Origin of the sequence: Pseudomonas sp. SIMBA_067 (genome assembly GCF_046534675.1) — a bacterium.
GTDB lineage: Bacteria > Pseudomonadota > Gammaproteobacteria > Pseudomonadales > Pseudomonadaceae > Aquipseudomonas > Aquipseudomonas putida.
The window spans coordinates 56,718-78,715 of sequence record NZ_JAWRYH010000013.1 but is presented as its reverse complement, the minus strand read 5'-3'; the positions used below and the strand labels follow the sequence as shown (position 1 = coordinate 78,715).

20 protein-coding genes and 1 tRNA gene are annotated in these 21,998 nt (G+C 62.5%); 11 read left to right on the top strand and 10 right to left on the bottom strand.

The window, feature by feature from the left end:
• Positions 1–53 precede the first annotated feature (53 nt).
• Positions 54–2,120: a methyl-accepting chemotaxis protein McpU gene (gene mcpU / locus SB765_RS23840; RefSeq protein ID WP_410912319.1), complete on the bottom strand. Its 2,067-nt coding sequence runs from the start codon at positions 2,118–2,120 to the stop codon at positions 54–56.
• A 66-nt stretch (positions 2,121–2,186) separates the two neighbouring features.
• The gene (locus SB765_RS23835; protein WP_410932040.1) at positions 2,187–3,539 is read right to left on the bottom strand and encodes an APC family permease; all 1,353 of its coding nucleotides are present in this window, start codon (positions 3,537–3,539) and stop codon (positions 2,187–2,189) included.
• Positions 3,540–3,975: 436 nt separating this feature from the next.
• Between SB765_RS23835 and SB765_RS23830 the strand changes: the two genes are divergently transcribed.
• Together SB765_RS23830 and nadA are read left to right on the top strand one after the other, a co-directional pair.
• Positions 3,976–5,484, top strand: coding sequence for a YdgA family protein (locus tag SB765_RS23830; protein ID WP_410932039.1), 1,509 nt, complete (start codon positions 3,976–3,978; stop codon positions 5,482–5,484).
• Positions 5,485–5,719: 235 nt separating this feature from the next.
• The gene (gene nadA, locus SB765_RS23825; RefSeq protein WP_019472564.1) at positions 5,720–6,778 is read left to right on the top strand and encodes a quinolinate synthase NadA; all 1,059 of its coding nucleotides are present in this window, start codon (positions 5,720–5,722) and stop codon (positions 6,776–6,778) included.
• Positions 6,779–6,894: 116 nt separating this feature from the next.
• Here the strand turns inward: nadA and SB765_RS23820 are convergent, their stop codons facing one another.
• Complete coding sequence (locus SB765_RS23820; RefSeq protein WP_049278115.1) at positions 6,895–8,331, bottom strand: M48 family metalloprotease; 1,437 nt, start codon at positions 8,329–8,331, stop codon at positions 6,895–6,897.
• A gap of 122 nt (positions 8,332–8,453) precedes the next feature.
• Here SB765_RS23820 and SB765_RS23815 point away from each other — a divergent pair, with 122 nt between their 5' ends.
• Positions 8,454–8,693 carry a sulfurtransferase TusA family protein gene (locus SB765_RS23815; RefSeq protein ID WP_016498337.1) on the top strand — a complete coding sequence of 80 codons (240 nt, stop codon included), beginning with the start codon at positions 8,454–8,456 and terminating at the stop codon, positions 8,691–8,693.
• Positions 8,694–8,713: 20 nt separating this feature from the next.
• Positions 8,714–9,784: an AI-2E family transporter gene (locus tag SB765_RS23810; protein ID WP_341796550.1), complete on the top strand. Its 1,071-nt coding sequence runs from the start codon at positions 8,714–8,716 to the stop codon at positions 9,782–9,784.
• 118 nt (positions 9,785–9,902) lie between these two features.
• Here the strand turns inward: SB765_RS23810 and SB765_RS23805 are convergent, their stop codons facing one another.
• Together SB765_RS23805 and SB765_RS23800 are read right to left on the bottom strand one after the other, a co-directional pair.
• Positions 9,903–10,376 (bottom strand): peroxiredoxin, encoded by a 474-nt coding sequence (locus SB765_RS23805; RefSeq protein WP_410932038.1) that lies wholly within the window; start codon positions 10,374–10,376, stop codon positions 9,903–9,905.
• Between the two features lie 11 nt (positions 10,377–10,387).
• Complete coding sequence (locus SB765_RS23800) at positions 10,388–10,951, bottom strand: glycine cleavage system protein R (protein ID WP_016488638.1); 564 nt, start codon at positions 10,949–10,951, stop codon at positions 10,388–10,390.
• Between the two features lie 259 nt (positions 10,952–11,210).
• Between SB765_RS23800 and dapA the strand changes: the two genes are divergently transcribed.
• The 5 genes from dapA to SB765_RS23775 all read left to right on the top strand — a co-directional run bounded on the left by dapA (position 11,211) and on the right by SB765_RS23775 (position 14,916).
• Entirely contained in the window at positions 11,211–12,098 is an 888-nt protein-coding gene (gene dapA, locus SB765_RS23795; RefSeq protein WP_341796549.1) for a 4-hydroxy-tetrahydrodipicolinate synthase, read from the top strand.
• Between the two features lie 15 nt (positions 12,099–12,113).
• Entirely contained in the window at positions 12,114–13,235 is a 1,122-nt protein-coding gene (gene bamC, locus SB765_RS23790) for an outer membrane protein assembly factor BamC (protein WP_016498341.1), read from the top strand.
• Positions 13,236–13,994 carry an MBL fold metallo-hydrolase gene (locus SB765_RS23785; protein WP_410932037.1) on the top strand — a complete coding sequence of 253 codons (759 nt, stop codon included), beginning with the start codon at positions 13,236–13,238 and terminating at the stop codon, positions 13,992–13,994. It abuts the gene before it with no gap.
• A 30-nt stretch (positions 13,995–14,024) separates the two neighbouring features.
• On the top strand, positions 14,025–14,735 hold the full coding sequence (gene purC, locus SB765_RS23780) for a phosphoribosylaminoimidazolesuccinocarboxamide synthase (RefSeq protein ID WP_016498342.1): 711 nt from the start codon (positions 14,025–14,027) through the stop codon (positions 14,733–14,735).
• Between the two features lie 91 nt (positions 14,736–14,826).
• Positions 14,827–14,916, top strand: a tRNA-Ser gene (locus SB765_RS23775).
• 53 nt (positions 14,917–14,969) lie between these two features.
• Here the strand turns inward: SB765_RS23775 and SB765_RS23770 are convergent.
• The gene (locus tag SB765_RS23770; RefSeq protein WP_410932036.1) at positions 14,970–15,242 is read right to left on the bottom strand and encodes a DUF3077 domain-containing protein; all 273 of its coding nucleotides are present in this window, start codon (positions 15,240–15,242) and stop codon (positions 14,970–14,972) included.
• 117 nt (positions 15,243–15,359) lie between these two features.
• Complete coding sequence (locus tag SB765_RS23765; protein WP_410932035.1) at positions 15,360–15,623, bottom strand: hypothetical protein; 264 nt, start codon at positions 15,621–15,623, stop codon at positions 15,360–15,362.
• 420 nt (positions 15,624–16,043) lie between these two features.
• Between SB765_RS23765 and SB765_RS23760 the strand changes: the two genes are divergently transcribed.
• Positions 16,044–17,207 (top strand): ATP-binding protein, encoded by a 1,164-nt coding sequence (locus SB765_RS23760; RefSeq protein ID WP_341796548.1) that lies wholly within the window; start codon positions 16,044–16,046, stop codon positions 17,205–17,207.
• A gap of 23 nt (positions 17,208–17,230) precedes the next feature.
• Here the strand turns inward: SB765_RS23760 and SB765_RS23755 are convergent, their stop codons facing one another.
• Positions 17,231–17,848: a LysE family transporter gene (locus SB765_RS23755; RefSeq protein WP_410932034.1), complete on the bottom strand. Its 618-nt coding sequence runs from the start codon at positions 17,846–17,848 to the stop codon at positions 17,231–17,233.
• Positions 17,849–18,037: 189 nt separating this feature from the next.
• Here SB765_RS23755 and SB765_RS23750 point away from each other — a divergent pair, with 189 nt between their 5' ends.
• Positions 18,038–18,229, top strand: coding sequence for a YhfL family protein (locus tag SB765_RS23750; RefSeq protein WP_003254720.1), 192 nt, complete (start codon positions 18,038–18,040; stop codon positions 18,227–18,229).
• Positions 18,230–18,316: 87 nt separating this feature from the next.
• Here SB765_RS23750 and SB765_RS23745 read toward each other — a convergent pair whose 3' ends face one another.
• On the bottom strand, positions 18,317–20,758 hold the full coding sequence (locus SB765_RS23745; protein WP_410932033.1) for a TonB-dependent siderophore receptor: 2,442 nt from the start codon (positions 20,756–20,758) through the stop codon (positions 18,317–18,319).
• A 274-nt stretch (positions 20,759–21,032) separates the two neighbouring features.
• Positions 21,033–21,998 carry a FecR domain-containing protein gene (locus SB765_RS23740; protein ID WP_410912304.1) on the bottom strand — a complete coding sequence of 322 codons (966 nt, stop codon included), beginning with the start codon at positions 21,996–21,998 and terminating at the stop codon, positions 21,033–21,035.

The following is a 21,998-nucleotide window of genomic DNA, read 5'->3' as shown; positions in this document are numbered from 1 at the left end:
AGGCGACCACGCACCTGTGGGAGCGGGCGTGCCCGCGAAAGGGCCCTTGCAGGTTAGACGCGGAATTGCTCCATCAGCGCCTGTTGCTGGTTGGCCAGCCGGTTCAGTGCCTGGCTGATGCGCGCCGATTCGTCAGCCTGGCCAGCCAGCGATTCTGTCACATCTCGAATGCCGGCCACGTTGCGGTTCACTTCCTCGGCCACCGCGCTCTGCTCTTCGGCCGCTGAAGCGATCTGCAGGTTCATGTCGCTGATCACGGTCACCGCCTCGCCGATGCGCTGCAGCGCTGGCAGCGCCTGTTCCATGCGTGCCGCGCTGGCCTGGGCCTGACGCTGGCCTTCGTGCATGGCGCCCACGACATCCTGGGTACCTTGTTGCAGGCCTTCGATGACCTGGCGAATTTCCTCCACCGACACCTGCGTGCGCTGGGCCAGGCCGCGCACCTCATCGGCGACCACGGCAAAACCACGCCCGGCTTCGCCAGCGCGCGCAGCTTCGATGGCAGCATTGAGTGCCAGCAGGTTGGTCTGCTCGGCGATGGTGCGAATCACCTCCAGCACCGAGCCGATCTGGCCGCTGCGGCCTTCCAGTGCTCGCGCCTCGTCCATGGCCGTGTTCATGCCGGCAGCCAGGCGATCGATGCCCTCGCGGGTGCTGTCGATCAGTTGCAGGCCTTCGCGGCTGGCCTGGTCGGCGGCACGTGCGGCCTGGGCTGCTTGCGATGCGTTGTGGGCGACATCCAGGGCAGTGGCGCTCATCTCGTTGGCTGCCGTGGCTACTTGTTCGATTTCACGGTGCTGCTGCTGCATGCCATTGCTGGTCTGGCTGGCGATGGCGGCCGACTGGTCGGCGGTGCCGCGGGCCTCCTGCAGCGAGCCTTTGACCTGGGCAATGACCGGCTGCAGCTTGTCGAGGAAGCGGTTGAACCAGTGGGTGAGCCGGCCCAGTTCGTCCTGGCGGGCGTAGTCCAGGCGGCGGGTGAGGTCGCCTTCACCGCTGGCGATGTCTTGCAGGCGTGCGGCCACGGCCAGGATTGGCCGGGTAACGCCGCGTGCGGTCAGCCACACCAGCAGCAAACCTGCGATGGCGGCGCCAAGGCCGATCAGCAGGCTGGTGAGGTTGGCATTCTGGTTGTGCGCATCCAGGCGCTGGTTGAGGGCCACGGCGGGAGCCTGCAGCACGCTTTCTGGCAGCTCCAGCAACACCTGCCAAGGCGCGGCGTCAGGGATGGGGGCGAAGGGGTGGGCTACGCGCAGCAGGCCGTCGGCCACCTTAGTGTCCATGGGTTTGCCGAGCGCGCTGACATCGCGGCTGTTGCCTGCCAGCAGGCCGGCTGCGCTGGCGATGCTGACATGGCCCTGGCCATCAAACAGCTCGCGGCGGCCGTCCAGGCTCAGTTGCTGCAGGTTGGCCAGACCGATGTCCAGGCCGACCACGCCGACCACCTTGCCATGCTCCAGCAGCGGCAGGGCAATGCTGGTCATCAGCACTTGGCGGCCATTGACCTCGTCGAGGTAGGGTTCCAGCATGCAAGTACTGGCGGTGTCTTGCGGGCAGGTCAGCCAGCGGTTCTTCGCCGCGCCGTTGCTGCCGACGCTGGCATCGCCGAGCATCGCTTCCGGCATGGCCTCAAGCTCCAGGGTGCCGGGGCGCGGCTGCGACCAGTACAACGAGAAACGCCCGCTTTCATTGCTGCCCACGGCGTCCTGGCCGAGGTACTGGCTGTCCTGCTGGTCCAGCGCGTTGGGCTGGAACACCAGGTACAGGCCGATCACATCCGGGTTGCCGGCCAGGCTGGCACGGGCCTGGCGTGTCAGCTCGGCGCGCAGGTCACTGCCGCCTCGGGCTTTGAGCACCTGCACCATGCGGGCAAAGCCATTGCCGTACTGGTAGGCGTCCATGAAGTAGCGCTGCACCCGCAGGGCCTGGGTTTCGGCATGGGCCTGCAGGCGCTGGCGCGCGCTGCTGTCGAGCATGGCGGTGTTGGCCTGGTTGACCAGCGCAGCGCTACGCCGAGCCTGGGTCAGTGACGTGGCCACCAGCAGGGCGACGATGGCCAGCAGGCACAGGCCGGCGAGCAGGGTTATCTTCCACTGGATGGAGAGGCGACGCAGCGGCATGAGGGCTTTCCTTTTCGATCAAGTACAACGCCCGCGGTCTGGCGCGGGCGTTGTTGGCAGCGTGGTTCATTCGGCGATGTAGTTGGGCGGTGCCGACCGGAAGGCTTTGGTCAGCCAACCCAGGTAGATCAATCCGACCGCCGCCCAGATGCCGCCGAACATCAGCGAATGCGCGTTCAGGTCCAGCCACAGCGAGACGATGATGCAGAAGCCTATGGTCGGCAGCACCAGGTACTTCAGCTGGTTGGCCAGGCCCCGGCGGTTGCCTTCGCGCAGGTAGCAGTGGTTGATCACGGACAGGTTGACGAAGCTGAACGCAACCAGCGCACCGAAGTTGATGATGGAGGTGGCGGTGACCAGGTCGAAGAAGATCGCCGACAGCGCAACCAGCCCCACCACCGCAATGTTCAGCACCGGCGTCTTGTAGCGCGAGTGCAGGCGAGCAAAGAGGCTGGCCGGGATCACGTTGTCGCGGCCCATCACGTACAGCAGGCGCGACACGCTGGTCTGCGAGGCCAGGCCCGACGCAATGGTGTTGATCACGGTGCAGGCGATGAAAATCGACTGGAACAGCTTGCCGCCAACGTACAGGGCTATTTCAGGCAGGGCCGCTTCCTGGTCGTGGAAGCGCGCCATGGTCGGGAAGTAGGCCTGGATGAAATACGACACGGTAATGAACACCACGCCACCGATCAGCGCGGTGAGGAAGATCGCCCGCGGGATGGTCTTGGCCGGGTCGCGGGTTTCTTCGGACAGGCAGGTGACCGCGTCGAAGCCCAGGAACGAGAAGCACAGGATGGTCGCACCGGCAGCCAGTGCACTCAGGTGCGTCTGGTTGTCGGCGAACGGCAGCAGGCTCCAGGTGGTACCCAGCCCTTCACCCTGGCCCAGGCCGCGCACGCACAGGTAGATGAACACGGCGATGATCGCCACCTGCACGCCCACGAACAGCAGGTTGAAGTGCGCCACCAGGTTTACGCTGCGCATGTTGATCAGGCTAATCAGGCTGACGAAGCCGACCACCCATATCCACTCCGGTACTTCGGGGAACATGGCCGAGAGGTACAACTTGGCCAGCAGCGCGTTGACCATTGGCAGCAGCAGGTAATCCAGCAGCGACGACCAGCCGACCAGGAAGCCCACATGCGGGTTGATCGCGCGTTGGGTGTAGGTGTACGCCGAGCCCGACTGCGGAAAGCGCTTTACCAGGGTGCCGTAGCTCACGGCGGTGAACAGGATGCCCGCCAGCGCCAGGATGTAGGCGCTGGGCACATGGCCGGCGGTGATCCCGCTGACGATGCCGAAGGTGTCGAACACGGTCATCGGGGTCAGGTAGGCCAGGCCGATGATGATCACGTGCCAGAGGCGCAGGGTTTTGCGGAGTTGGCCGTTGCCGGAAGCGCTGTGATCAGGCTGCATGCTGGCATGGCTCCTGGGCGTAACCGGCGGGCACGGTGTATTGCGCATGCGGCAAGGGCGAGCGGGTGGGCTCCATGTTGTTCACCTTTTTTGTAGGAGCGGCGGAAGGCGCGGGGGGAGACGCGCTAAGTGGTGAAAATAAAAAACGATGGGTAGGTTGGTGTCAAGTTAAACATGACAAGATGTTACCAAATTGAAATATTTATCGATTTAAAGGGGGGGTTGTTCGGTTTTTGCGCGGTTTTTTGCGGTTTTGATCAATTCGGATGTTCGTAAAAATTAACGAGTGATGCTCTCTTTGAGGGGTGTCAGTCGCCTCTGAAAAAATGTGTTTTCTCTTTTCCGATCGGCCATCGTGTTCTGTCGCAGTGGTACTCTTCGCCTCCTGCGTGGCCTTTGTCGCCCAAGAAGCCCTTACGGACAATCGGTTCTATTCATGAAGAAATCAGTTGGCATCCTTTCCGGCCTGGCGATTGCCATTGCCGTCGCATCCACCGCTGGTGCCTGGTACACCGGCAAGCAGTTGCCTGCCGAGCTGGACAATGCCCTTGTTCGCAGCAACGCCGAGCTCAAGAAGGCCCTGGTGACCACCGGCGGCAGCATGAGCATCGAGCGGGTGTCGCTGGAGCAGCATTTCTTCAGCAGTACCGCCCAGTACCGGCTCAAGGCCCGCGATATCAACGTGGGTGAAGGGGAGGTAGTGAGTTTCGACGTGGGCGTGACGGACCAGATCGAGCACGGGCCGTTTCCCTGGTCGCGGGTCAAGGCGTTGAAGCTGATGCCGGTGATGGCGGTCAGCAACAGCACCTTGCAGAAGGACGATGCCACCGCAGCGTGGTTCGCCGCTGCAGGTGAGCAGGCCCCGGTCAGCGCACAGACCAGCCTGGGTTACGGCGGCAGTGTGGTCAGCCAGGTCCGGCTCGCGCCGGTCAAGCTCGACGAGGCTGACGGCAATAGCCTCGACTTCTCGGGCATGCAGCTGGAAGTCAGTGGCGACAAGGAAGGCAAGGCGTCGAAGTTCCACGGCCAGGCCGACCGTTTCGTGATGAAGCTTGTGCGCGATGACCAGCCGCCTGCCACGTTCGAACTCAAAGGCCTGAAGGTGGGCGGCAACCTTCAGGCCACCGCGCACGACGCCATCTATGTGGGCAATGTCGACCTGGCGCTGGCCGAAACCAAGGTCACCCTGGGGCCGAAGCAGCAAGTGCTGCTGATCAACGGCCTGGAGCAGAATGTCCTGCAAACCCTGGACGGCCCGGATGCCGTGGGCGGTCGCGTGGAGTACAAGGTCGGCGACATCACCTGGGATGGCCGCGCGGTGGGCAAGGCGCACATGCTGGTGAGTGTGAATTCGGTCAACGCACCGGCATTGCAGGCGTTGTCGAAGTGGTACCAGGCGCACCTGCCGGAGTTCGAGGCGGCCGCTGCAGCCGGTCAGCCTGTGCCGCAGATCCAGATGGACGACGCAGAGAAGGCCCGGTTCCAGGGTGACCTGCGGCAGCTGCTGGCCGCCAAGCCCAAGGTGGCGATAGAAAACCTGTCGTTCAAGACCGCCAATGGCGAGAGCCGTTTCAACCTGTCGATGGACTTCGCCGCCCCGGCCAGCTTCGACTTGCCGCCGGACCAGTTGAGCAAGCAACTGATCACCGAGGTGAAGGGCAAGCTGTCCCTGTCCAAGCCGATGATGGGTGACCTGGCGACCTTGCAGGCGCTGCTGGACGGCCAGACCGACGCCCAGGCGATTGCCATGCAGTCGAGCCAGGCGGGGGAGATGGTCGGCATGATGGCGCTGCAGAGTGGCCTGGCCACCGTTGAAGGGAATGATGTGGTGAGCAGCCTGCACTATGCCGATGGCATGGTTGATTTCAACGGCAAGAAGATGACCGTGGAAGAGTTCGCCATGCTAATGGCAGCGCACCTGGCAGCACTGTCGCCGCAGGGTTGATTGATTGAACCTGTACCGGCCTTTTCGCGGGCACGCCCACGAAGAGGCCAGCACAGGCAACACAAAAACCACTTTAGTAATCGCTGGATTGTCTGTAGCCTTCGGCCTCCGATAATAATCCGCGCCCGCAGAGGGCCGTGGCGGCCTGCGTACCGTCCGGCACCCTTAGCCGATCTGCCAGGGCCGGGTGATACACTCGATTTGACGCGCACGCGCGCCTGCAGGTCCAGCGATCATGACCCAGATTTCCGAACGCCTGTTGGTTCAGGCTCACCTCGACGCCAAGCAGCCCAACCCGCTGACAGCCGAGCAGGAGGCCGAATACCGTGCGGCCATCGCTGCCGAGCTCAAGGCTCAGAATGCCGTGCTGGTTGCCCACTATTACTGCGACCCGGTCATCCAGGCCCTGGCTGAGGAAACCGGCGGCTGCGTGTCCGACTCGCTGGAAATGGCCCGCTTCGGCAAGAATCACCCGGCCGAAACGGTGATCGTGGCCGGTGTGCGCTTCATGGGCGAGACCGCGAAAATCCTCACCCCGGAAAAGCGCGTGCTGATGCCAACCCTGGAGGCCACCTGCTCGCTTGACCTAGGCTGCCCGGTAGAAGAGTTCTCAGCCTTCTGCGACCAGCACCCTGAGCGCACCGTGGTGGTGTACGCCAACACTTCCGCTGCCGTGAAGGCCCGTGCCGACTGGGTGGTGACTTCAAGCTGCGCGCTGGAAATCGTCGAAAGCTTGATGGACAACGGCGAAACCATCATCTGGGGCCCGGACCAGCACCTGGGCCGTTACATCCAGAAGCAAACCGGTGCCGACATGCTGCTGTGGGACGGTGCCTGCATCGTCCACGAAGAGTTCAAGTCGCGCCAGCTGGCCGATATGAAGGCGCTGTACCCGGACGCAGCGATCCTGGTGCACCCTGAATCGCCAGAAGCGGTGATCGAGTTGGCCGATGCAGTGGGCTCCACCAGCCAGCTGATCAAGGCGGCGCAGACCCTACCGAACAAGACCTTCATCGTCGCCACCGACCGCGGCATCTTCTACAAGATGCAGCAGTTGTGCCCGGATAAAGAGTTTGTCGAAGCCCCTACCGCCGGCAACGGCGCGGCATGCCGCAGCTGTGCACATTGCCCGTGGATGGCGATGAACACCCTGGAGCGGGTGCTGGATTGCCTGCGTAATGGCAGTAACGAGATTTTTGTCGACCCGGCGCTGGTGCCCAAGGCGATCAAGCCGCTGAACCGCATGCTGGACTTTACCCAGGCGGCGCGCCTGAAGCTTTCCGGTAACGCCTGAAAATGCTGGGGCCGCTCTGCGGCCCATTCGCAGCACAAGGCTGTTCCTACAGGGGAATGCGATCTCTGTAGGAGCAGCCTTGTGCTGCGAATGGGGCGCAAAGCGCCCCCAGATTCTCAGCGCCCCATCATTTCCCGAACCATACGCTGCTGCTCCAGGATCTCGCGCTGGCGCTGGTCGATCTGCGACGCCAGCGGGAAGTTGCCACCCGCCCGGCGCTTGGCGTAATCCAGCTGCTGGATCGCCTGGTCAAAATCCCCTACCAACGTGAAGAACTCGGCACGTGCCCGGTGCAGGCCGATGGTATTGCCCGACAAACCCCGCACTTCTGCCATGTCGTACCAGACGTCCGGGTCATCCGGCCGGCTCTTGATCAACTCGTTCAATATCTTCTCCGCCTCGGCCGGCTTGCTCTGCTTCACCAGCAGATCGGCACGCACCTGTTTAAGCGGGTAGTTGCCCGGGTACAGCCCCTGCATCCGCTCGGCCCGCTGCTGTGCGTCGGCCAGGCGGTTGTTGGTGATGTCCAGGTCGATCTGCGCCAGGTTATAGGTGATGTCGTTGGGGGCCTTGGCCAGCAACGGCTTCAGGTTTTCGCGTGCTTCGTTCAGCTGGCCGCCCTTGATTTGCGCCAGGGCCAGGCCATAGCGTGCAGCGTCAAGTTTCGGGTCTTCGTCGAGCTGGGAGCGGAAGCGCTTGGCTGCCAGACCGGGTGTTTCTTCATAGGTCAGGGCCACGCGCGCGCGAATCAGCTGATAGCGCTGGCTGTCCTCGACACCGCCCTTGGGCGCCTGTTCGGCACGGTTGCGGGTGTCGGCGATACGCGATTCGGTCACCGGGTGAGTCAGCAGAAATTCCGGCGGCTTGGCGCCGTAGCGGTACTGCTGCGCCAGGCGTTCGAACATGGTGGGCATGTTGCGCGGGTCGTAACCGGCCTTTTCAAGGTTCTGGATGCCGATGCGGTCGGCTTCCTGTTCGTTCTGCCGCGAGAAGCGCCTCTGTTCCTGGATTGCCGCCGCCTGGGTGCCGGCAATCATGCCGATACCCGCATCGCCAGCGCCACCGGCAGCCAGCACGATACCCGCGAGCAAAGCCGCCATCATCGGCAGTTGCATGCGTTGCTGGGCTTCGACGCCACGGGCGAAGTGGCGTTGCGACAAGTGCGCCAGTTCGTGCGCCAGCACCGAGGCGTACTCGCCTTCGGTGCGGGCATTGAGGAACAGGCCGCCGTTGACCCCGACGATGCCGCCGGGGGCCGCGAAGGCGTTGAGTTCACGGCTGTCGATCAGGATGAATTCCAGGCGCCGGTCCTGCAGCTGGCTGGTTTCGGCCAGGCGGTACACGGTAGTCTCTACGTAGTCCTTGAGCTGAGGGTCGTTCAACTGGTTGACCTGGCCACGCAGCAGGCTCAGCCAGGCACGGCCCAGTTGGTGTTCCTGTTGCGGCGAGACGATCGCAGAGCTGGCGTCACCCAGTGATGGCAGGTCGTCAGCATGGCCGGGAAGGGCCATCAGGCAGGCCAGCGTCAGCAGGGTAGGGCGCAGTAGATTCATGCACGAAGCTCGCGTCGGTCAAAGATACCTACTGTAGCGGGCTCACACGTTGGCGACCAGTGGCGCTATCCTAGCCGACCCTGTGAAGCAGCAACCCGGCAATGCCTTAGGAGAGCCCCGCGATGAGTGACACCCTGACCTGCGACGCCGAACTGGACGCCAGCGGGCTGAATTGCCCTTTGCCGCTGCTCAAGGCCAAGATGGAGCTCAATCGCCTGGCCAGCGGCGCGGTGCTGAAGGTGATCGCCACCGACGCCGGTTCCCAGCGCGACTTCCGCACTTTCGCCAAGCTGGCCGGTCATACCCTGCTGCAGGAAACGGCTGAGGCCGGCACCTATACCTACTGGCTGCGCAAGGCCTGAGTCTTTTCCAAGGATCGTCAATGTTCAAAGTGCTTCGCGACTGGATGCACCGCTACTTCTCCGATGAAGAAGCGGTGGTGCTGGCGGTGCTGCTGTTCCTGGCTTTTACCGCTGTGCTTACCCTGGGCGGCATGCTCGCGCCGGTGCTGGCGGGCATGGTGCTGGCGTTCCTGATGCAGGGGCTGGTCAATGCCCTGGAGCGGCTGCGGGTACCGACCCGGCTGGCAGTGATGCTGGTCTTTGCCCTGTTCATGGGGGCGCTGGCGGTGTTCATGCTGGTGCTGGTGCCGCTGCTGTGGCACCAGCTGATTACCCTGTTCAACGAGCTGCCGGGCATGCTCGGCAAGTGGCAGTCGTTGCTGTTGCTGTTGCCCGAGCGCTACCCGCACCTGGTGTCGGACGAGCAGGTGCTGCACGCCATCGAGTCGGTGCGCGGGGAAATCGGCAAGTTCGGGCAGTGGGCGTTGACCTTTTCGCTGTCGAGCCTGCCGTTGCTGGTCAACGCCATGATCTACCTGGTGCTGGTGCCGATTCTGGTGTTCTTCTTCCTCAAGGACCGCGAACTGATCGGCCGTTGGGTCAGTGGCTACCTGCCCACCCAACGCACCTTGCTGAACCGGGTGGGCAGCGAGATGAACCGGCAGATTGCCAACTACATTCGCGGCAAGGGCATTGAAATCCTGATCTGCGGCATTGCCACCTACATCGCCTTCATCAGCCTGGGGCTCAACTATGCCGCGCTGCTGGCGCTACTGGTGGGGCTGTCGGTGGTGGTGCCGTATGTGGGCGCGGTGGTGGTGACGGTACCGGTGACACTGATTGCGCTGTTCCAGTGGGGCTGGGGCGACCAGTTCATCTACCTGATGACGGTGTACGCGATCATCCAGGCGCTGGACGGCAACGTGCTGGTACCGCTGCTGTTCTCCGAGGCCGTGAGCCTGCACCCGGTGGCGATCATTTGCGCGGTATTGCTGTTTGGCGGGTTGTGGGGGTTCTGGGGGATCTTCTTCGCCATCCCGCTGGCGACGCTGATCAAGGCCGTGCTGGATGCCTGGCCGCGGCAGGAGCCTAGCGTTTCGCCGTTGCTTTGATGCAACTGGGGCCGCTTTGCGGCCCATTCGCAGCACAAGGCTGCTCTTACAAAGTCATGCGCAGCCCGTAGGAGCAGCCTTGTGCTGCGAATGGGCTGCAAAGCAGCCCCCGTCAATCTCAAGCCTTGTTCAAGGCCTGGGCAGCAGCCAGCACGGCATCCACATGCCCCGGCACCTTCACCCCACGCCATTCCTGGCGCAGCACACCGTCCTTGTCGATCAGGAAGGTGCTGCGGTCAACGCCCATGTATTCCTTGCCGTACAGCTTCTTCAGCTTGATCACGTCAAACAGCTGGCACAGGGCCTCGTCCTTGTCGCTGATCAGCTCGAACGGGAAGCCTTGCTTGGTCTTGAAGTTCTCGTGCGACTTGATGCCATCGCGCGATACCCCGAACACCACGGTGTTGGCTGCGGCAAAGGCGTCGTGCTGGTCACGGAACCCCTGGCCTTCGGTGGTGCAGCCCGGCGTGCTGTCCTTCGGGTAGAAGTACATCACCACTTGCTGGCCTTTGAGCTCGGCCAGGCTGACGGTTTGCCCGCTGGTGGCCTGGGCCTGGAAGTCGGCAACGGGTTGGTCGAGTGCTACAGCCATGGTCGGTTTCCTTACATTGGGTTCTGTGGACGCCAAGGCTCGATCAGCGCATCGAGGTTCAGGGCGTCGGCAAAGTCCAGGAACTGGTCACGTAGCCAGCTGATCTGGGTGCCGGCCGGCAAGATCACCGTGAATTGGGCGTTGAGCATGCTGCTGCCGGTCTGCGGCGCCAGGTAGGTGTCGCAGGTCATGGCTTCAAGCTCGACGCGGTGGTCGAGGAAGAACTGGCACAGCTCGTTGATGATGTCCGGGCGGTAGGCGGCGCTGACATAAGCCACGTACGGCAGGGCCTGCGGGCGCACTTCCTGGTCGGCGCTGCGCACTACGTCCAGGGTCAGGCCGTGCTTCTTGCCCAGGCCCGGCAGGGTGGATTCGAGGCGCGCCAGGGCGTCCCAGCTGCCGCCCACTTGCAGCACCAGGGCGCTGGTCTCGCCATGGCGGCTCAGGCGCGAGGTGACCACCGCGCAGCGGTTTTCGAAGGCGGCGCGGCTGAGGACGTTGGCCAGCTCCATGGGATTCGGTCCCAGGGCACTGATGACAAGGAATTGTTCGCGAACAGTGGTGGGGGTGGACATGCAGCATTCCTAAAGCGATGAGCGGTCGGTGCAGGACGGTCAAAAGCCTCCTGTCGGCAGGGCCCGGGGCTCGCATGCGAGGTCTTGGACGCTGGCGGGGAGCAAGGTCGACGGCCCGGCGGGCCGCGCTGCACCGATCAAAGGGTCAAGGGTAGCGAAATAAGGCGCCGAGGGGAATGCTCCGCCCGCCTGCTTCGCTTGTGCAAGGTCGATGCCCCCAGTACCATTACCGCTCTCTTTTTCCGGCAGGAGCAGTTACATGATTGCGGGCAGTATGGTGGCATTGGTCACACCCATGGATGCACAAGGGCGTGTTGACTGGGGCAGCCTCGACAAACTTGTAGACTTCCACCTGGAAAACGGCACCCATGCGATCGTCGCTGTCGGCACCACCGGTGAGTCCGCCACGCTGGATGTCGAAGAGCACATCCTGGTCATCAAGCACGTGGTCGAGCGCGTCAAGCGCAGCAGCCGCAGCGTACCGGTCATCGCTGGCACCGGTGCCAACTCCACTGCCGAAGCCGTGCACCTGACCCAAAACGCCAAGAGCGCCGGTGCCGACGCCTGCCTGCTGGTCGTGCCTTATTACAACAAGCCGACGCAAGAAGGCCTGTACCAGCACTTCAAGCACATTGCCGAAGCCGTCGACATCCCGCAGATCCTCTACAACGTACCCGGCCGCACCTCCTGCGACATGCAGGCCGAGACCGTGATCCGCCTGTCGACCGTGCCGAACATCATCGGCATCAAGGAAGCCACCGGCGACCTGGTCCGCGCCAAGGCAATCCTCGATGGCGTCAGCAAAGATTTCCTCGTCCTGTCCGGCGATGACCCGACTGCCGTCGAGCTGATCCTGATGGGCGGCAAGGGCAATATCTCCGTTACTGCCAATGTCGCCCCCCGCGAAATGGCCGACCTGTGCGAGGCCGCCCTTGAGGGCAATGCCGAGAAGGCCCGCGCAATCAACGAAAAACTCATGCCCCTGCACAAAGACCTGTTCTGCGAAGCCAACCCGATCCCTGTGAAATGGGCGCTGGTCGAAATGGGCCTGATGCACAAAGGCATTCGCCTGCCACTGACCTGGCTGAGCGAAAGCTGCCACGAAAAAGTCCGTACTGCCTTGCGCCAGTCCGGCGTACTGGTTTAAGAGGAAGTACACCGCATGAAGCGACTGGCTGGTCTTTCCGCCCTTGCCCTGATTATCTCCAGCACCAGTGGGTGTGGCTGGCTGTGGGGCGAGGATGGCTATTTCCGCGACCGCGGCAGCGATTACCTGCAGGCGCACCCGACCGCGCCGATGCAACTGCCGCCGGACGCTAGCAACGTCAAACGCCTTGACCCGCTGCTGCCGATCCCGCGTAACGTCGCTGACGACAACGTCGCTGGCGAGTTCGAAGTGCCGCGCCCGCAGCCGTTGACCGGTGGCGCCGCTCAGGTAACCGACTACAGCCTGCAGCGCAGCGGCAGCAGCCGTTGGGTACTGGCCCAGCATTCGCCTGCCGAGGTGTGGCCAGTGGCCCGCCAGTTCTTCGAGGACAACGGCTTCCGTATTGCTGAAGAGCGCCCGCAGACCGGTGAGTTCAACACCACCTGGCAGCGTTTCGACGAACTGTCGGCATCGCTTGGCCAGCGCCTGGCCAGCACCGCCAGCAGCGGTGACAGCGAAGTGCGCGTCCGTGTGCGCATGGAGCCTGGCGTGCAGCGCAACACCTCCGAGGTGTACGTGGTCAGCGTCGAGCGCCCGGCCGGCAGCACTGCCGAGCCAGGGTTCCCGTCCACGTCCAGCAACACCGGCGCCGATGCCCTGCTGGTCGACGAAATGCTTGCCAGCATGAACCGCAGCGCCGAGAAAGGCGGTTCGGTGTCGCTGTTGGCCGCGCGCGATTTCGACGCGCCAAGCCGCGTCAGCCTGAGCGAAGACGGCAGCGGTAACCCGGTGCTGTACCTGGGCTCCGACCTGGATCGCGCCTGGTCTGGCGTGGGCCGTGCCCTGGAGCAGGGTGGCGAGTGGCGTGTCGAAGACATCAACCGCAGCCTGGGCCTGTACTACATCAACCTGTCGGAAAAGCCTGATGACAAGCAGAACCAGCCTGGCTTCTTCGGCCGCATGTTCGGCAGCGAGCCGACCAAGGAAGAGCGTGAAGCCCGTGCCGAGCGCTATCAGGTTCGCCTGAGCAAGGTGGGTGAGAGCGTGCAGGTCACGGTCGAGAAAAACATCAACACCGTGGCTCCGGCCGATGTCGCCCGCCGCGTGCTGAGCGCCATTCAGGACCACCTGGGCTAAGTGCGCTTCGCGGTACTCGGAAGCGGCAGCCAAGGGAACGGCACGCTGATCGCCAGTGGTGACACGTTCATCCTGGTTGATTGCGGCTTTTCCCTGCGTGAAACCGAGCGGCGCCTGGCGCTGCTCGGCGTTTCGGCGGCCCAGCTCAGCGCGGTACTGGTCACCCACGAACATGCCGACCACGTGCATGGGGTCGGCTTGCTGTCACGGCGCTACAATGTACCGGTCTACCTCAGCCAAGGGACGTTGCGCGGCATGCGCAAGCCGGTGGAGGTGGCCGGTTTTCTCGCGTGTGGCCAAAGCCTGCGTATCGGCAGCCTGGAAGTGACCGCAGCGCGGGTCGAGCACGACGCCTACGAGCCGCTGCAATACGTGATCAGCGACGGCCAGCGGCGCTTCGGCATGCTGACCGACCTGGGCTCGTACGACGCGCTGTTGCTGGAGCGTTATCAGGGCCTGGATGCACTGCTGATCGAGGCCAACCACTGCCGCGACCTGCTGGCACGCGGTCACTACCCGGTCTTCCTGAAGCAGCGGGTAGGTGGCATGCAAGGGCATTTGAACAATCACCAGGCCGCGCGCCTGGTGCAGGAGTTGGGCTGGAGCAACCTGCAACACCTGGTGCTGGCCCACCTCAGCAGCAAGAACAACCTGCCACACTTGGCCCGCCAGTGCTTCGTCGACACCTTAGGGTGCGACCCGGACTGGCTCCAGGTGGCGAATCAGGAACACGGGCTCGACTGGCGCGAAATCGCCTAGCCCAACACCTCAAGCAAGCGGAGCCCAATCATGGAAAAACGCGACGAACTCTACCGCGGCAAGGCCAAATCGGTTTACAAGACCGACGACGCCGACCGCTTGATCCTGCTGTTCCGTAACGACACTTCGGCGTTCGACGGCAAGCGCATCGAACAACTCGACCGCAAAGGCACGGTGAACAACAAGTTCAACGCCTTCATCATGCAGAAACTGGAAGAAGCCGGCGTGCCGACCCAGTTCGACAAGCTGCTGGGCGACAACGAGTGCCTGGTGAAGAAGCTGGACATGATCCCGGTCGAATGCGTAGTGCGCAACTACGCCGCCGGTAGCCTGGTCAAGCGCCTGGGCGTGGAGGAGGGCATCAAGCTGGAGCCGTCCACCTTCGAACTGTTCCTGAAGAACGACGAGAAGGGCGACCCCTTCATCAACGAATCCCACGTTGTCGCGTTCGGCTGGGGCACCGCCGAGCAGCTGGTCGAAATGAAAAAGCTGTCGCTGAAGGTCAACGAGGTGCTGACCAAGTTGTTCGATGACGCTGGCCTGCTGCTGGTCGACTTCAAGCTGGAGTTCGGCGTATTCCACGGCCAGATCGTGCTGGGCGACGAGTTCAGCCCGGACGGCTGCCGCCTGTGGGACAAAGAAACCCGCAAGAAGATGGACAAGGACCGCTTCCGTCAGGGCCTGGGCGACGTGATCGAAGCCTACGAAGAAGTTGCCAAGCGCCTGGGCGTGCCTCTGTAAGCGGCGCGTTCACGCAAGCGCCTGATACCACGCGATTTTTTTTAAAAAAAGGTTTGCGTTTTAAAAGAACGCTGGTATGATGCGCGGCATTGGAGAGATGCCGGAGTGGTCGAACGGGACGGATTCGAAATCCGTTGTACTGGCAACAGTACCTAGGGTTCAAATCCCTATCTCTCCGCCATACAAGATAAAGCCCCTGGAAGCGAAAGCTTTCAGGGGCTTTTTCGTTGTGCCTTACTTTTTCATCATTCCCAATTCAGCATCATCCAGCAGCGCCTTGGCCATCGCGCTGAGGTAGTGCGAGGCCCAGATCAGTTTCTGGTCGCCGTCCATCAGGCCGGTGATGATCAGGTCGCGCACGTACCCCATCAGTTCGGAAGCCTGTTCGCGGGCTTCCTGGCAGGGGATGCCGGGTTCGATGCGGAACAGCGGGTGGGTGTTGTTTTCGCCTTGGTAGAAGCAGGTCTTGCCGACTGTGGTGGGTTCTTTTGTGTTGTCGGTGGACATTATTTTTACTCCCTGAAATCTTGATTGCCTGTAGTGGCCTCTTCGCGGGCACGCCCGCTCCCACAGGTACTGGATGACCCTGTGGGAGCGGGCGTGCCCGCGAAGAGGCCTGGCCTGCTAGTGCAAGGTGTACGGCTCAGTGGGTAAATGCGGCCGCATCTGCAATTGCATCAATGCCGACTCGACCAGGCTCTGTACCTCCTCCATTTCATGGATGACGGCCTGCATCACAATCGAACTGTGGGCAGTAGGCTTGAGTTGCACGGACTGGCGGGCGACGGACAGGGCACAGAGTACGTACTCTGAGGACTGGACCAGGGTGTCTTGCAGGACCTGCGTGGAATCGAGGGAGTAGGGTGGATCAGGGACCATCTTGCGCATACACATCTCCAGGATCATTGGAGCTGCCGCAAGCTTGCTGTCAAACAAGAGGGTGGCAGCTGTACATGGGTTGACAGACCGAGGATCCCGGAGTAACTCGGCGCACACGACGGTGCCCCACGTACAGCCGCCATAAATAGTGCACGTGTGCGGGAAATCGTCGGCCTGTCAAAGCCGGCCGTTGATTTTGCAACGACAAGCCGAGACTAGAGCGCGACCGGATCCGTCGCAACAGTTTGAGCGGGTTGCCAGTATGTTTGGGAAACGCCCTACAAGGAAGGGAATAATTCTGAGTTCAAGCTGTAGGACGGGGGCTGATTTGCAGCGCAGAAGGGCAAACGCTACGGAAATCTACTCATAGATAGCGAAAATCGCTAGACTTCGCTATCTATTGCTATAACCGTTCTCTGGAGGCAGCCCATGGACCCGTACCGCAACCCTTTCGCACCCGGCGCCGGCAGCAGACCGCCTGAGCTGGCAGGCCGCGATGTGGTGCTTGAGCACGCGCGCGTTTCGTGTGGGCGGGCTATCAACGGGCGCAGCGCGCGCTCCATGATGCTGCTTGGCTTGAGAGGGACTGGCAAAACGGTGCTCTTGAACGAAGTCGGGAAAATTGCAGAGCAAGCGGGCTTGCTGGTCTCCAAGGTCGAGTCGCCGGAAGAGGAAAGCCTTGCGCGCCTTCTTTACCCGGAAATGCGCAAGGTCATGCGCTCTCTGTCCACCGTGGAAGCCGCCAAGCAAATTGCAAATCGGGGGCTGAAGGGCCTGCGTGGCTTTGCCTCCATCTTCAAGATCGATATCGCCGGTGTGGAAGTGGGTGTAGAGCCAGAGCCCGGCCTTGCGGACAGTGGCAATCTTCAATACGACCTGCCAGACCTGTTCAACGTTATCGGGCGTGCGGCCCAGGCCGCAGGCAAAGGCTGGATTCTGTTGATCGACGAAGTCCAGTACCTGGGTGAAGCCGATCTCAGGGCCCTGATTGTCTCCATGCACAAAATGTCTCAGGAAGGCCTGCCGGTGCTGCTTGTGGGTGCCGGGCTGCCTCAGGTCGCGCGGTTGGCAGGTGAGGCGAAATCCTATGCAGAGCGGCTGTTCCTGTATCCGGAAATCAATGCACTTGATGCCGATGCTGCTGCCCAGGCCGTGCTCAAGCCGATCCTGGACGAGGAGGCATCCATTGCAGAGGCCGCCTTGCAAGAGATTGTCGTGCGTACCAAGGGCTATCCGTTCTTTTTGCAAGAGTGGGCGTCCACGGCGTGGAACTGTGCCGAGGGGCCAGAGATATCGCTGGATGATGTCGTTCAATCCTACTCGGAAACCCTGGCTTTGCTGGATGCAGGTTTCTTCAGGGTGCGTATCGACCAGTTGACACCCAGCGAAGTGCTTTTCGTCAGAGCCATGTCGGAGCTTGGCGATGGGCCTTATGCGGTAGGTGATATCGCCAAGGCCATGGGCCGAACCCAATCGTCACTTGGCCCCACAAGAGCCAAGGTCATCGCCAAAGGCATGGCGTACAGCACCGATCATGGTGTGCTGGATTTCACCGTACCGCTTTTTGCAGAGTTCATGCGTCGCCAGAGTTGACCACAAACTGTGCCGGGCCTTGCTCAGCGCATCGCCGCCAACTTGATACCAAACCCTATCAGACAAGCCCCCGCCAGCCGCTCGAACAGGTTGCTGATTCGTGGGTTGGCGCGCATGCGTTCTGCCAACTGGTGCGTCAGCACCACGGCAATCAGCCCATACGCGAAGGTCACCACCGCCACCGTCGCAGCCATGAAACCGAACGTCACCAGCCCCTGGTGCTTCACCGGGTCGACGAACAGCGGGAAAAACGCCATGTAGAACATGATCGCCTTGGGGTTGAGCAGGGTGATCATCATGGTCTGGCGCAGGTACTGGCCGTTGTCCATGCTGCAGGCGTGGGCAGCGCCACCGGGTTTGCTCAGGAGCATGCGCAGGCCCAGGTAAGCGAGGTACGCAGCACCGGCCCATTGCACCATGTGGAAGGCCGTGGGGTAGGTGGCCAGCAGGGTGGCGACACCGGCTACCGCCAGCCACAGCAGCACCTGGTCACCCACGATCACCCCAAGTGTCGCGGCCAGGCCAGCCTTGATACCGCCCTTGCCGGTGGCGGTGATCAGGGCGAAATTGCCTGGGCCGGGGATGGCCAGCAGAATGATGAAGGCGATGACGAATGCGCCGTAGTCGGTAACGCCGAGCATGGTGAGTTCCTGTTGGGCAATACGAAGGCAGTGCCCTGAACTATCGTCGGCGAAGGCGCGCTTTACAACCTGTTGTTGCACAATTGCAACGAACTTGTGCCAGGTACGACTTGGATCCAATGGGAGGAGTCTGTATCATCCCGCGGCCATCAGACGATGGTCGAAGATGATTCATTTAAAGGACTTAGTATGAAAAAGCTGTTCAAGGCCACCGTAGCCGTTGCCGTTGTTTCGGGTGTTGCCCTGCTGTCGGGTTGCACTGGCCAAGTTTACAACCAACCGAAAAACTGCACTTACGACTACCTGTTCCACCCTTCGGTTTCCATCTCCAAGATCATCGGTGGCTGCGGCCCGATCGATAAACTGCCTCAGCAGCAGTAATCTTGGCGGTACCCTGATCGCGACGCTTGCGACGGGATCCAGGGCCCCCGGTCATGTAAATGGCCGGGGGCTTTTGTTTATGGCAACTTACCAGCGCAGCGACACGGTTCCCAGCAGCGTGCGCTCTTCACCCCAGTAGCAACGGCCGGCGTTGTTGCAGCCTGCCACATACTCTTTGTCGAACAGGTTGCGGGCGTTGACTTCGACCGACCAGTTTTCGTCGATTTCATAGCCCACCTTGGCATCCACCAGCGTCACGTCACCGGTATCCAGCTTGCCGTACAGGCTTGCCGGGGTATAGGCGAAGGTACTGTCGAAGTGGCGTACGCCGCCCCCGATCTGCAAGCCTTTGAGCAGGCCGTCACGGAAGCGATACGTGCTCCACACCGACGCCTGGTTGCGTGGCACGCCGGTCATCTGGTGGTCTTCATACAGCGACCCGGCCACGTCCTTGGTAATGCGCGAATCGGTGTAGGTGTAGGCAGCGGTGAGGTTGAGGTTTTCGCTCAGGTCGCTGTTAAGTTCCAGCTCCACGCCCTTGGCCCGGCTGGCACCGATCTGGCGGTAGTCACCCACGGCGGAATCGAACAGCACATCGTCCTTCTTGCGCAGGTCGTACACCGATGCGGTGAAGGCGGTGTTCCAGCCTTTGGGCTCGTACTTGATACCCACTTCGTACTGCTCGCTGGTGGTCGGGTCCAGCGGGCCGCTCTTGCTTTCGGTCTGTTGGGTAGGGGCAAAGGCGGTGGAGTAGCTGAAGTACGGCGACAGGCCGTTCTCAAACTGGTACATCACCCCGGTCTGCCAGGTGAACTTGCTGTCCCAACTGTTCATGTCGGCTTGTGCGTTAAGGGTGCCGGCTTTGTTGCGGAACTGGCTGTTGACCCGGTCCAGTCGCCCGCCCAACAGCAGTACCCAGTTGTCGACCTTGGTTTGCAGCTGGCTGTAGAGGCCGTACATGGTCTGATCGAGCAAGGCGTTCTGCACATGCAGGGGCGTGCTTGGCTTGCCGTTCCAGACCGGGTCGAACACATTGATGGTGCCGCCATTGCCCGCGTCCCAATCCTGGTTGAACGACGTGCGGTCCAGGCTCGCACCGATCAGGAAGGTGTGGTCGAACGCGCCGCTGCTGAAGTGGCCTTCGAACTGGTTGTCCAGCGAGTAGGCGATGGACTTGTTGTAGCGGTCGTACGCGGTGTTGCTCAGGGTGGTGCCGAAGCCGCCGTTGTTCAGGCTGCCTGGCCACATTTCCTGGCGGTCGATGCGCGACTGCAGGTAGCGCGAGTTCTGGCGGAACTGCCAGGTGTCGTTGAAACGATGGCCGAACTCGTAGCCCAGGCTCCAGGTTTCCCGTTCGAAGTTGTCCCAGTCCGGGTTGCCGGACAGCTGGTCCTTGTCGATCTTGCCGTTGGGGTTGTGCAGCAGGGTGCCGGCGGCCGGGTAACCGAGCTCCATCAAGGTGCGGTCGCGCTGGTAGGTGGCCAGCACGGTCAGGCTGTTGAAGTCGTCGAAGTTCAACGTCAGCGATGGCGCGATGTACATGCGGTCGTCGGGCTGATGGTCGACCTGAGTGTCAGACTTGCGCCCCAACATCACCAGGCGGCCGAGAACATTGCCCTCATCGGTTAGCGGGCCGGAAACGTCGACACCCAACTGGCGGCGGTTGTGCGAGCCATAGCTCATTTGCACTTCGCCGCGCGCGTCGGCAGTAGGCCGTTTGCTGACCAGGTTGACCACGCCACCCGGGGCGTTTTCGCCATACAGGATCGAAGTCGGGCCGCGGAACACTTCCACCCGCTCCAGGCCGTAGGGCTCGCTACTGGTGTCATACCGGTTGCCCTGCACCCGCAGGCCATCGCGCAGCAGGCCATAGCCATAGTCGGTGGCGTTGAAGCCACGGATGAAGAACAGGTCACCCGCTTGGCCGTCACCGCCGGCAAACGGCGGGGAGAAAATGCCTGGGACATAGCCCAGCACCTCGGTAAGGGTTTGCGATTGCTGGTCATCCATGCGCTGGCGGGTTACCACCGAAACCGAGCGCGGGGTGTCAGCCAGGGCGCTGCTGGTTTTGCTGGCGGTGGCACTGGCGACGGCGCGGTAGCCGCTATCGCCCTGGCCGTTGCTGGCGACCAGGGTAGCGGCGCTGATCGACGTGGCATCCAGTTGCAGGGCGGTGCCATCGGCAAGCGGTTGCAGCACATAACCCGTGCTGCCTTGGGGCACGGCTTGCAGGCCGCTGCCCTGTAGCAGCCGGGCCAGGCCTTGGGCGACGCTGAAGCGGCCTTGCAGCCCCAGGCTGGTCTTGCCGGCGGCCAGTTCGTTGCTGCCGGCCAGGTAGATACCGGCCTGGCTGCTGAACTGGTTGAGGGCGCTGGTGAGCGAGCCGGGTGCGATGTTGAAGCGGGTTTCGGCGCTGGCCGACTGTTCGGCGTGGGCCTGGCTGGCGGGTAACAGCAGTGGGGCGGCGGCACACAGCGAGAGCGGCGCGGCAAGTGCCAGGCGAAGCGCGGGGTGGAAGGGCGTCGGCATGCTGGTCTCTGGGATCGAAAGGGTGAGTTGGGAGGGCTATGCCGGGTTAACCGAACGAGCTTGGAAAAAGGGAACTGGTTTGGCAGATTTTTTTATGCGTTGGCGCGGATGTACGTGGGTAGCACCATCACTCAGGCTTCCGCGTCCCTGTGTAGGAGCAGCCTTGTGCTGCGAAGAGGCCACTGCAGCCAAAGATAATCTTTAGCCTTACCGGCCTCTTCGCAGCGCAAGGCTGCTCCTACAGGGCTCGTGTTTGCCTTGAAACAGGTGCCAATCAGGCAGGCTCGACTGTGACCCACCACGGCGTCAGCCGCTGCACCCGCACCGGCAACGCGGCTTGCAACAAGGCCAGCGCGCGGTCGGTATCGTTGAGCGGGAAGGCGCCCATCACCGACAGCTTGGCGACATCCGGGTGCCAACCCAGGTGCCCGTGGCGATAGCGCCCCAGCGTTTGCAGCAAATGCGCCAATGGCATGTCTTCGGCATTGAGACGGTGATAAATCCACGACTCGCCGGCGCTTTGGGCTGGGCGGGTGTTGCTGATTGCCTGAGCGCTGAAGTCCACCTGCTGGCCTGCTGGCACGATGCAGCGCTCGCCGTTTTGAGCCGTGCACACCTCGACAGCGCCGGCGTATACAGCCAGCCGGGTATTTTCGCCCAGCTGGCAAGCTGCAAAGCGTGTTCCCAGCGCCTGCATGCGCCCTTGCGCAGTGTCGACGAAGAACGGGCGGCGCGGGTCGTGGGCAGTTTCCACCAGCAGCTCGCCAAAGCGCAGCCGCAGTACCCGGCTGAGGGTGGAAAACTCCATGTCCACGGCGCTCTGCGCCCCCAGCCACAACTGGCTGCCATCGGCCAGCCGGGTTTGGCGAGTTTCACCGATGCCGGTGGCCATGTCGGCATCCCAGCCCGACAACGGGGCACCGTGCCACGCCCGCCAGCCAAGCAGCGAGCTGGCGCCAAGCACCAGCAGCGACTTGAGCCCGGTGCGCCGGCTGAAGCGACGCGCGTCGTGCTCACGCAGTGCCCGGCCCGCAGCGGCGCCTTCGGCCTGCAACGGGGCAAAACGCTGGCCGACCCGTTGCACATAGTGCCAGGCCGCCTGATGGTCGCCGTGCTGGTCAAACCAGTGTCGCCACTGCGTGTGCAACTGCGGTGCGGCGTTTTCGTCCTGTAACTGCACGTACCAGTGCGCGGCCTGCTGCAGGCTGGCGTGGCTGAGTTTTTGCGCGGGCGCGGTCAT

Excerpts from the sequence above, each read along its gene's own strand:
- SB765_RS23805 (WP_410932038.1), bottom strand. The coding sequence starts at position 10,376 with ATGGCTGTAGCACTCGACCAACCCGTTGCCGACTTCCAGGCCCAGGCC.
- dapA (WP_341796549.1), top strand. The coding sequence starts at position 11,211 with ATGATTGCGGGCAGTATGGTGGCATTGGTCACACCCATGGATGCACAA.
- bamC (WP_016498341.1), top strand. The coding sequence starts at position 12,114 with ATGAAGCGACTGGCTGGTCTTTCCGCCCTTGCCCTGATTATCTCCAGC.
- SB765_RS23820 (WP_049278115.1), bottom strand. The coding sequence starts at position 8,331 with ATGAATCTACTGCGCCCTACCCTGCTGACGCTGGCCTGCCTGATGGCC.
- SB765_RS23745 (WP_410932033.1), bottom strand. The coding sequence starts at position 20,758 with ATGCCGACGCCCTTCCACCCCGCGCTTCGCCTGGCACTTGCCGCGCCG.
- SB765_RS23770 (WP_410932036.1), bottom strand. The coding sequence starts at position 15,242 with ATGTCCACCGACAACACAAAAGAACCCACCACAGTCGGCAAGACCTGC.
- SB765_RS23830 (WP_410932039.1), top strand. The coding sequence starts at position 3,976 with ATGAAGAAATCAGTTGGCATCCTTTCCGGCCTGGCGATTGCCATTGCC.
- SB765_RS23740 (WP_410912304.1), bottom strand. The coding sequence starts at position 21,998 with ATGACCGCGCCCGCGCAAAAACTCAGCCACGCCAGCCTGCAGCAGGCC.
- SB765_RS23750 (WP_003254720.1), top strand. The coding sequence starts at position 18,038 with ATGAAAAAGCTGTTCAAGGCCACCGTAGCCGTTGCCGTTGTTTCGGGT.
- mcpU (WP_410912319.1), bottom strand. The coding sequence starts at position 2,120 with ATGCCGCTGCGTCGCCTCTCCATCCAGTGGAAGATAACCCTGCTCGCC.
- nadA (WP_019472564.1), top strand. The coding sequence starts at position 5,720 with ATGACCCAGATTTCCGAACGCCTGTTGGTTCAGGCTCACCTCGACGCC.
- SB765_RS23835 (WP_410932040.1), bottom strand. The coding sequence starts at position 3,539 with ATGCAGCCTGATCACAGCGCTTCCGGCAACGGCCAACTCCGCAAAACC.
- purC (WP_016498342.1), top strand. The coding sequence starts at position 14,025 with ATGGAAAAACGCGACGAACTCTACCGCGGCAAGGCCAAATCGGTTTAC.
- SB765_RS23755 (WP_410932034.1), bottom strand. The coding sequence starts at position 17,848 with ATGCTCGGCGTTACCGACTACGGCGCATTCGTCATCGCCTTCATCATT.
- SB765_RS23760 (WP_341796548.1), top strand. The coding sequence starts at position 16,044 with ATGGACCCGTACCGCAACCCTTTCGCACCCGGCGCCGGCAGCAGACCG.
- SB765_RS23800 (WP_016488638.1), bottom strand. The coding sequence starts at position 10,951 with ATGTCCACCCCCACCACTGTTCGCGAACAATTCCTTGTCATCAGTGCC.
- SB765_RS23815 (WP_016498337.1), top strand. The coding sequence starts at position 8,454 with ATGAGTGACACCCTGACCTGCGACGCCGAACTGGACGCCAGCGGGCTG.
- SB765_RS23810 (WP_341796550.1), top strand. The coding sequence starts at position 8,714 with ATGTTCAAAGTGCTTCGCGACTGGATGCACCGCTACTTCTCCGATGAA.
- SB765_RS23765 (WP_410932035.1), bottom strand. The coding sequence starts at position 15,623 with ATGCGCAAGATGGTCCCTGATCCACCCTACTCCCTCGATTCCACGCAG.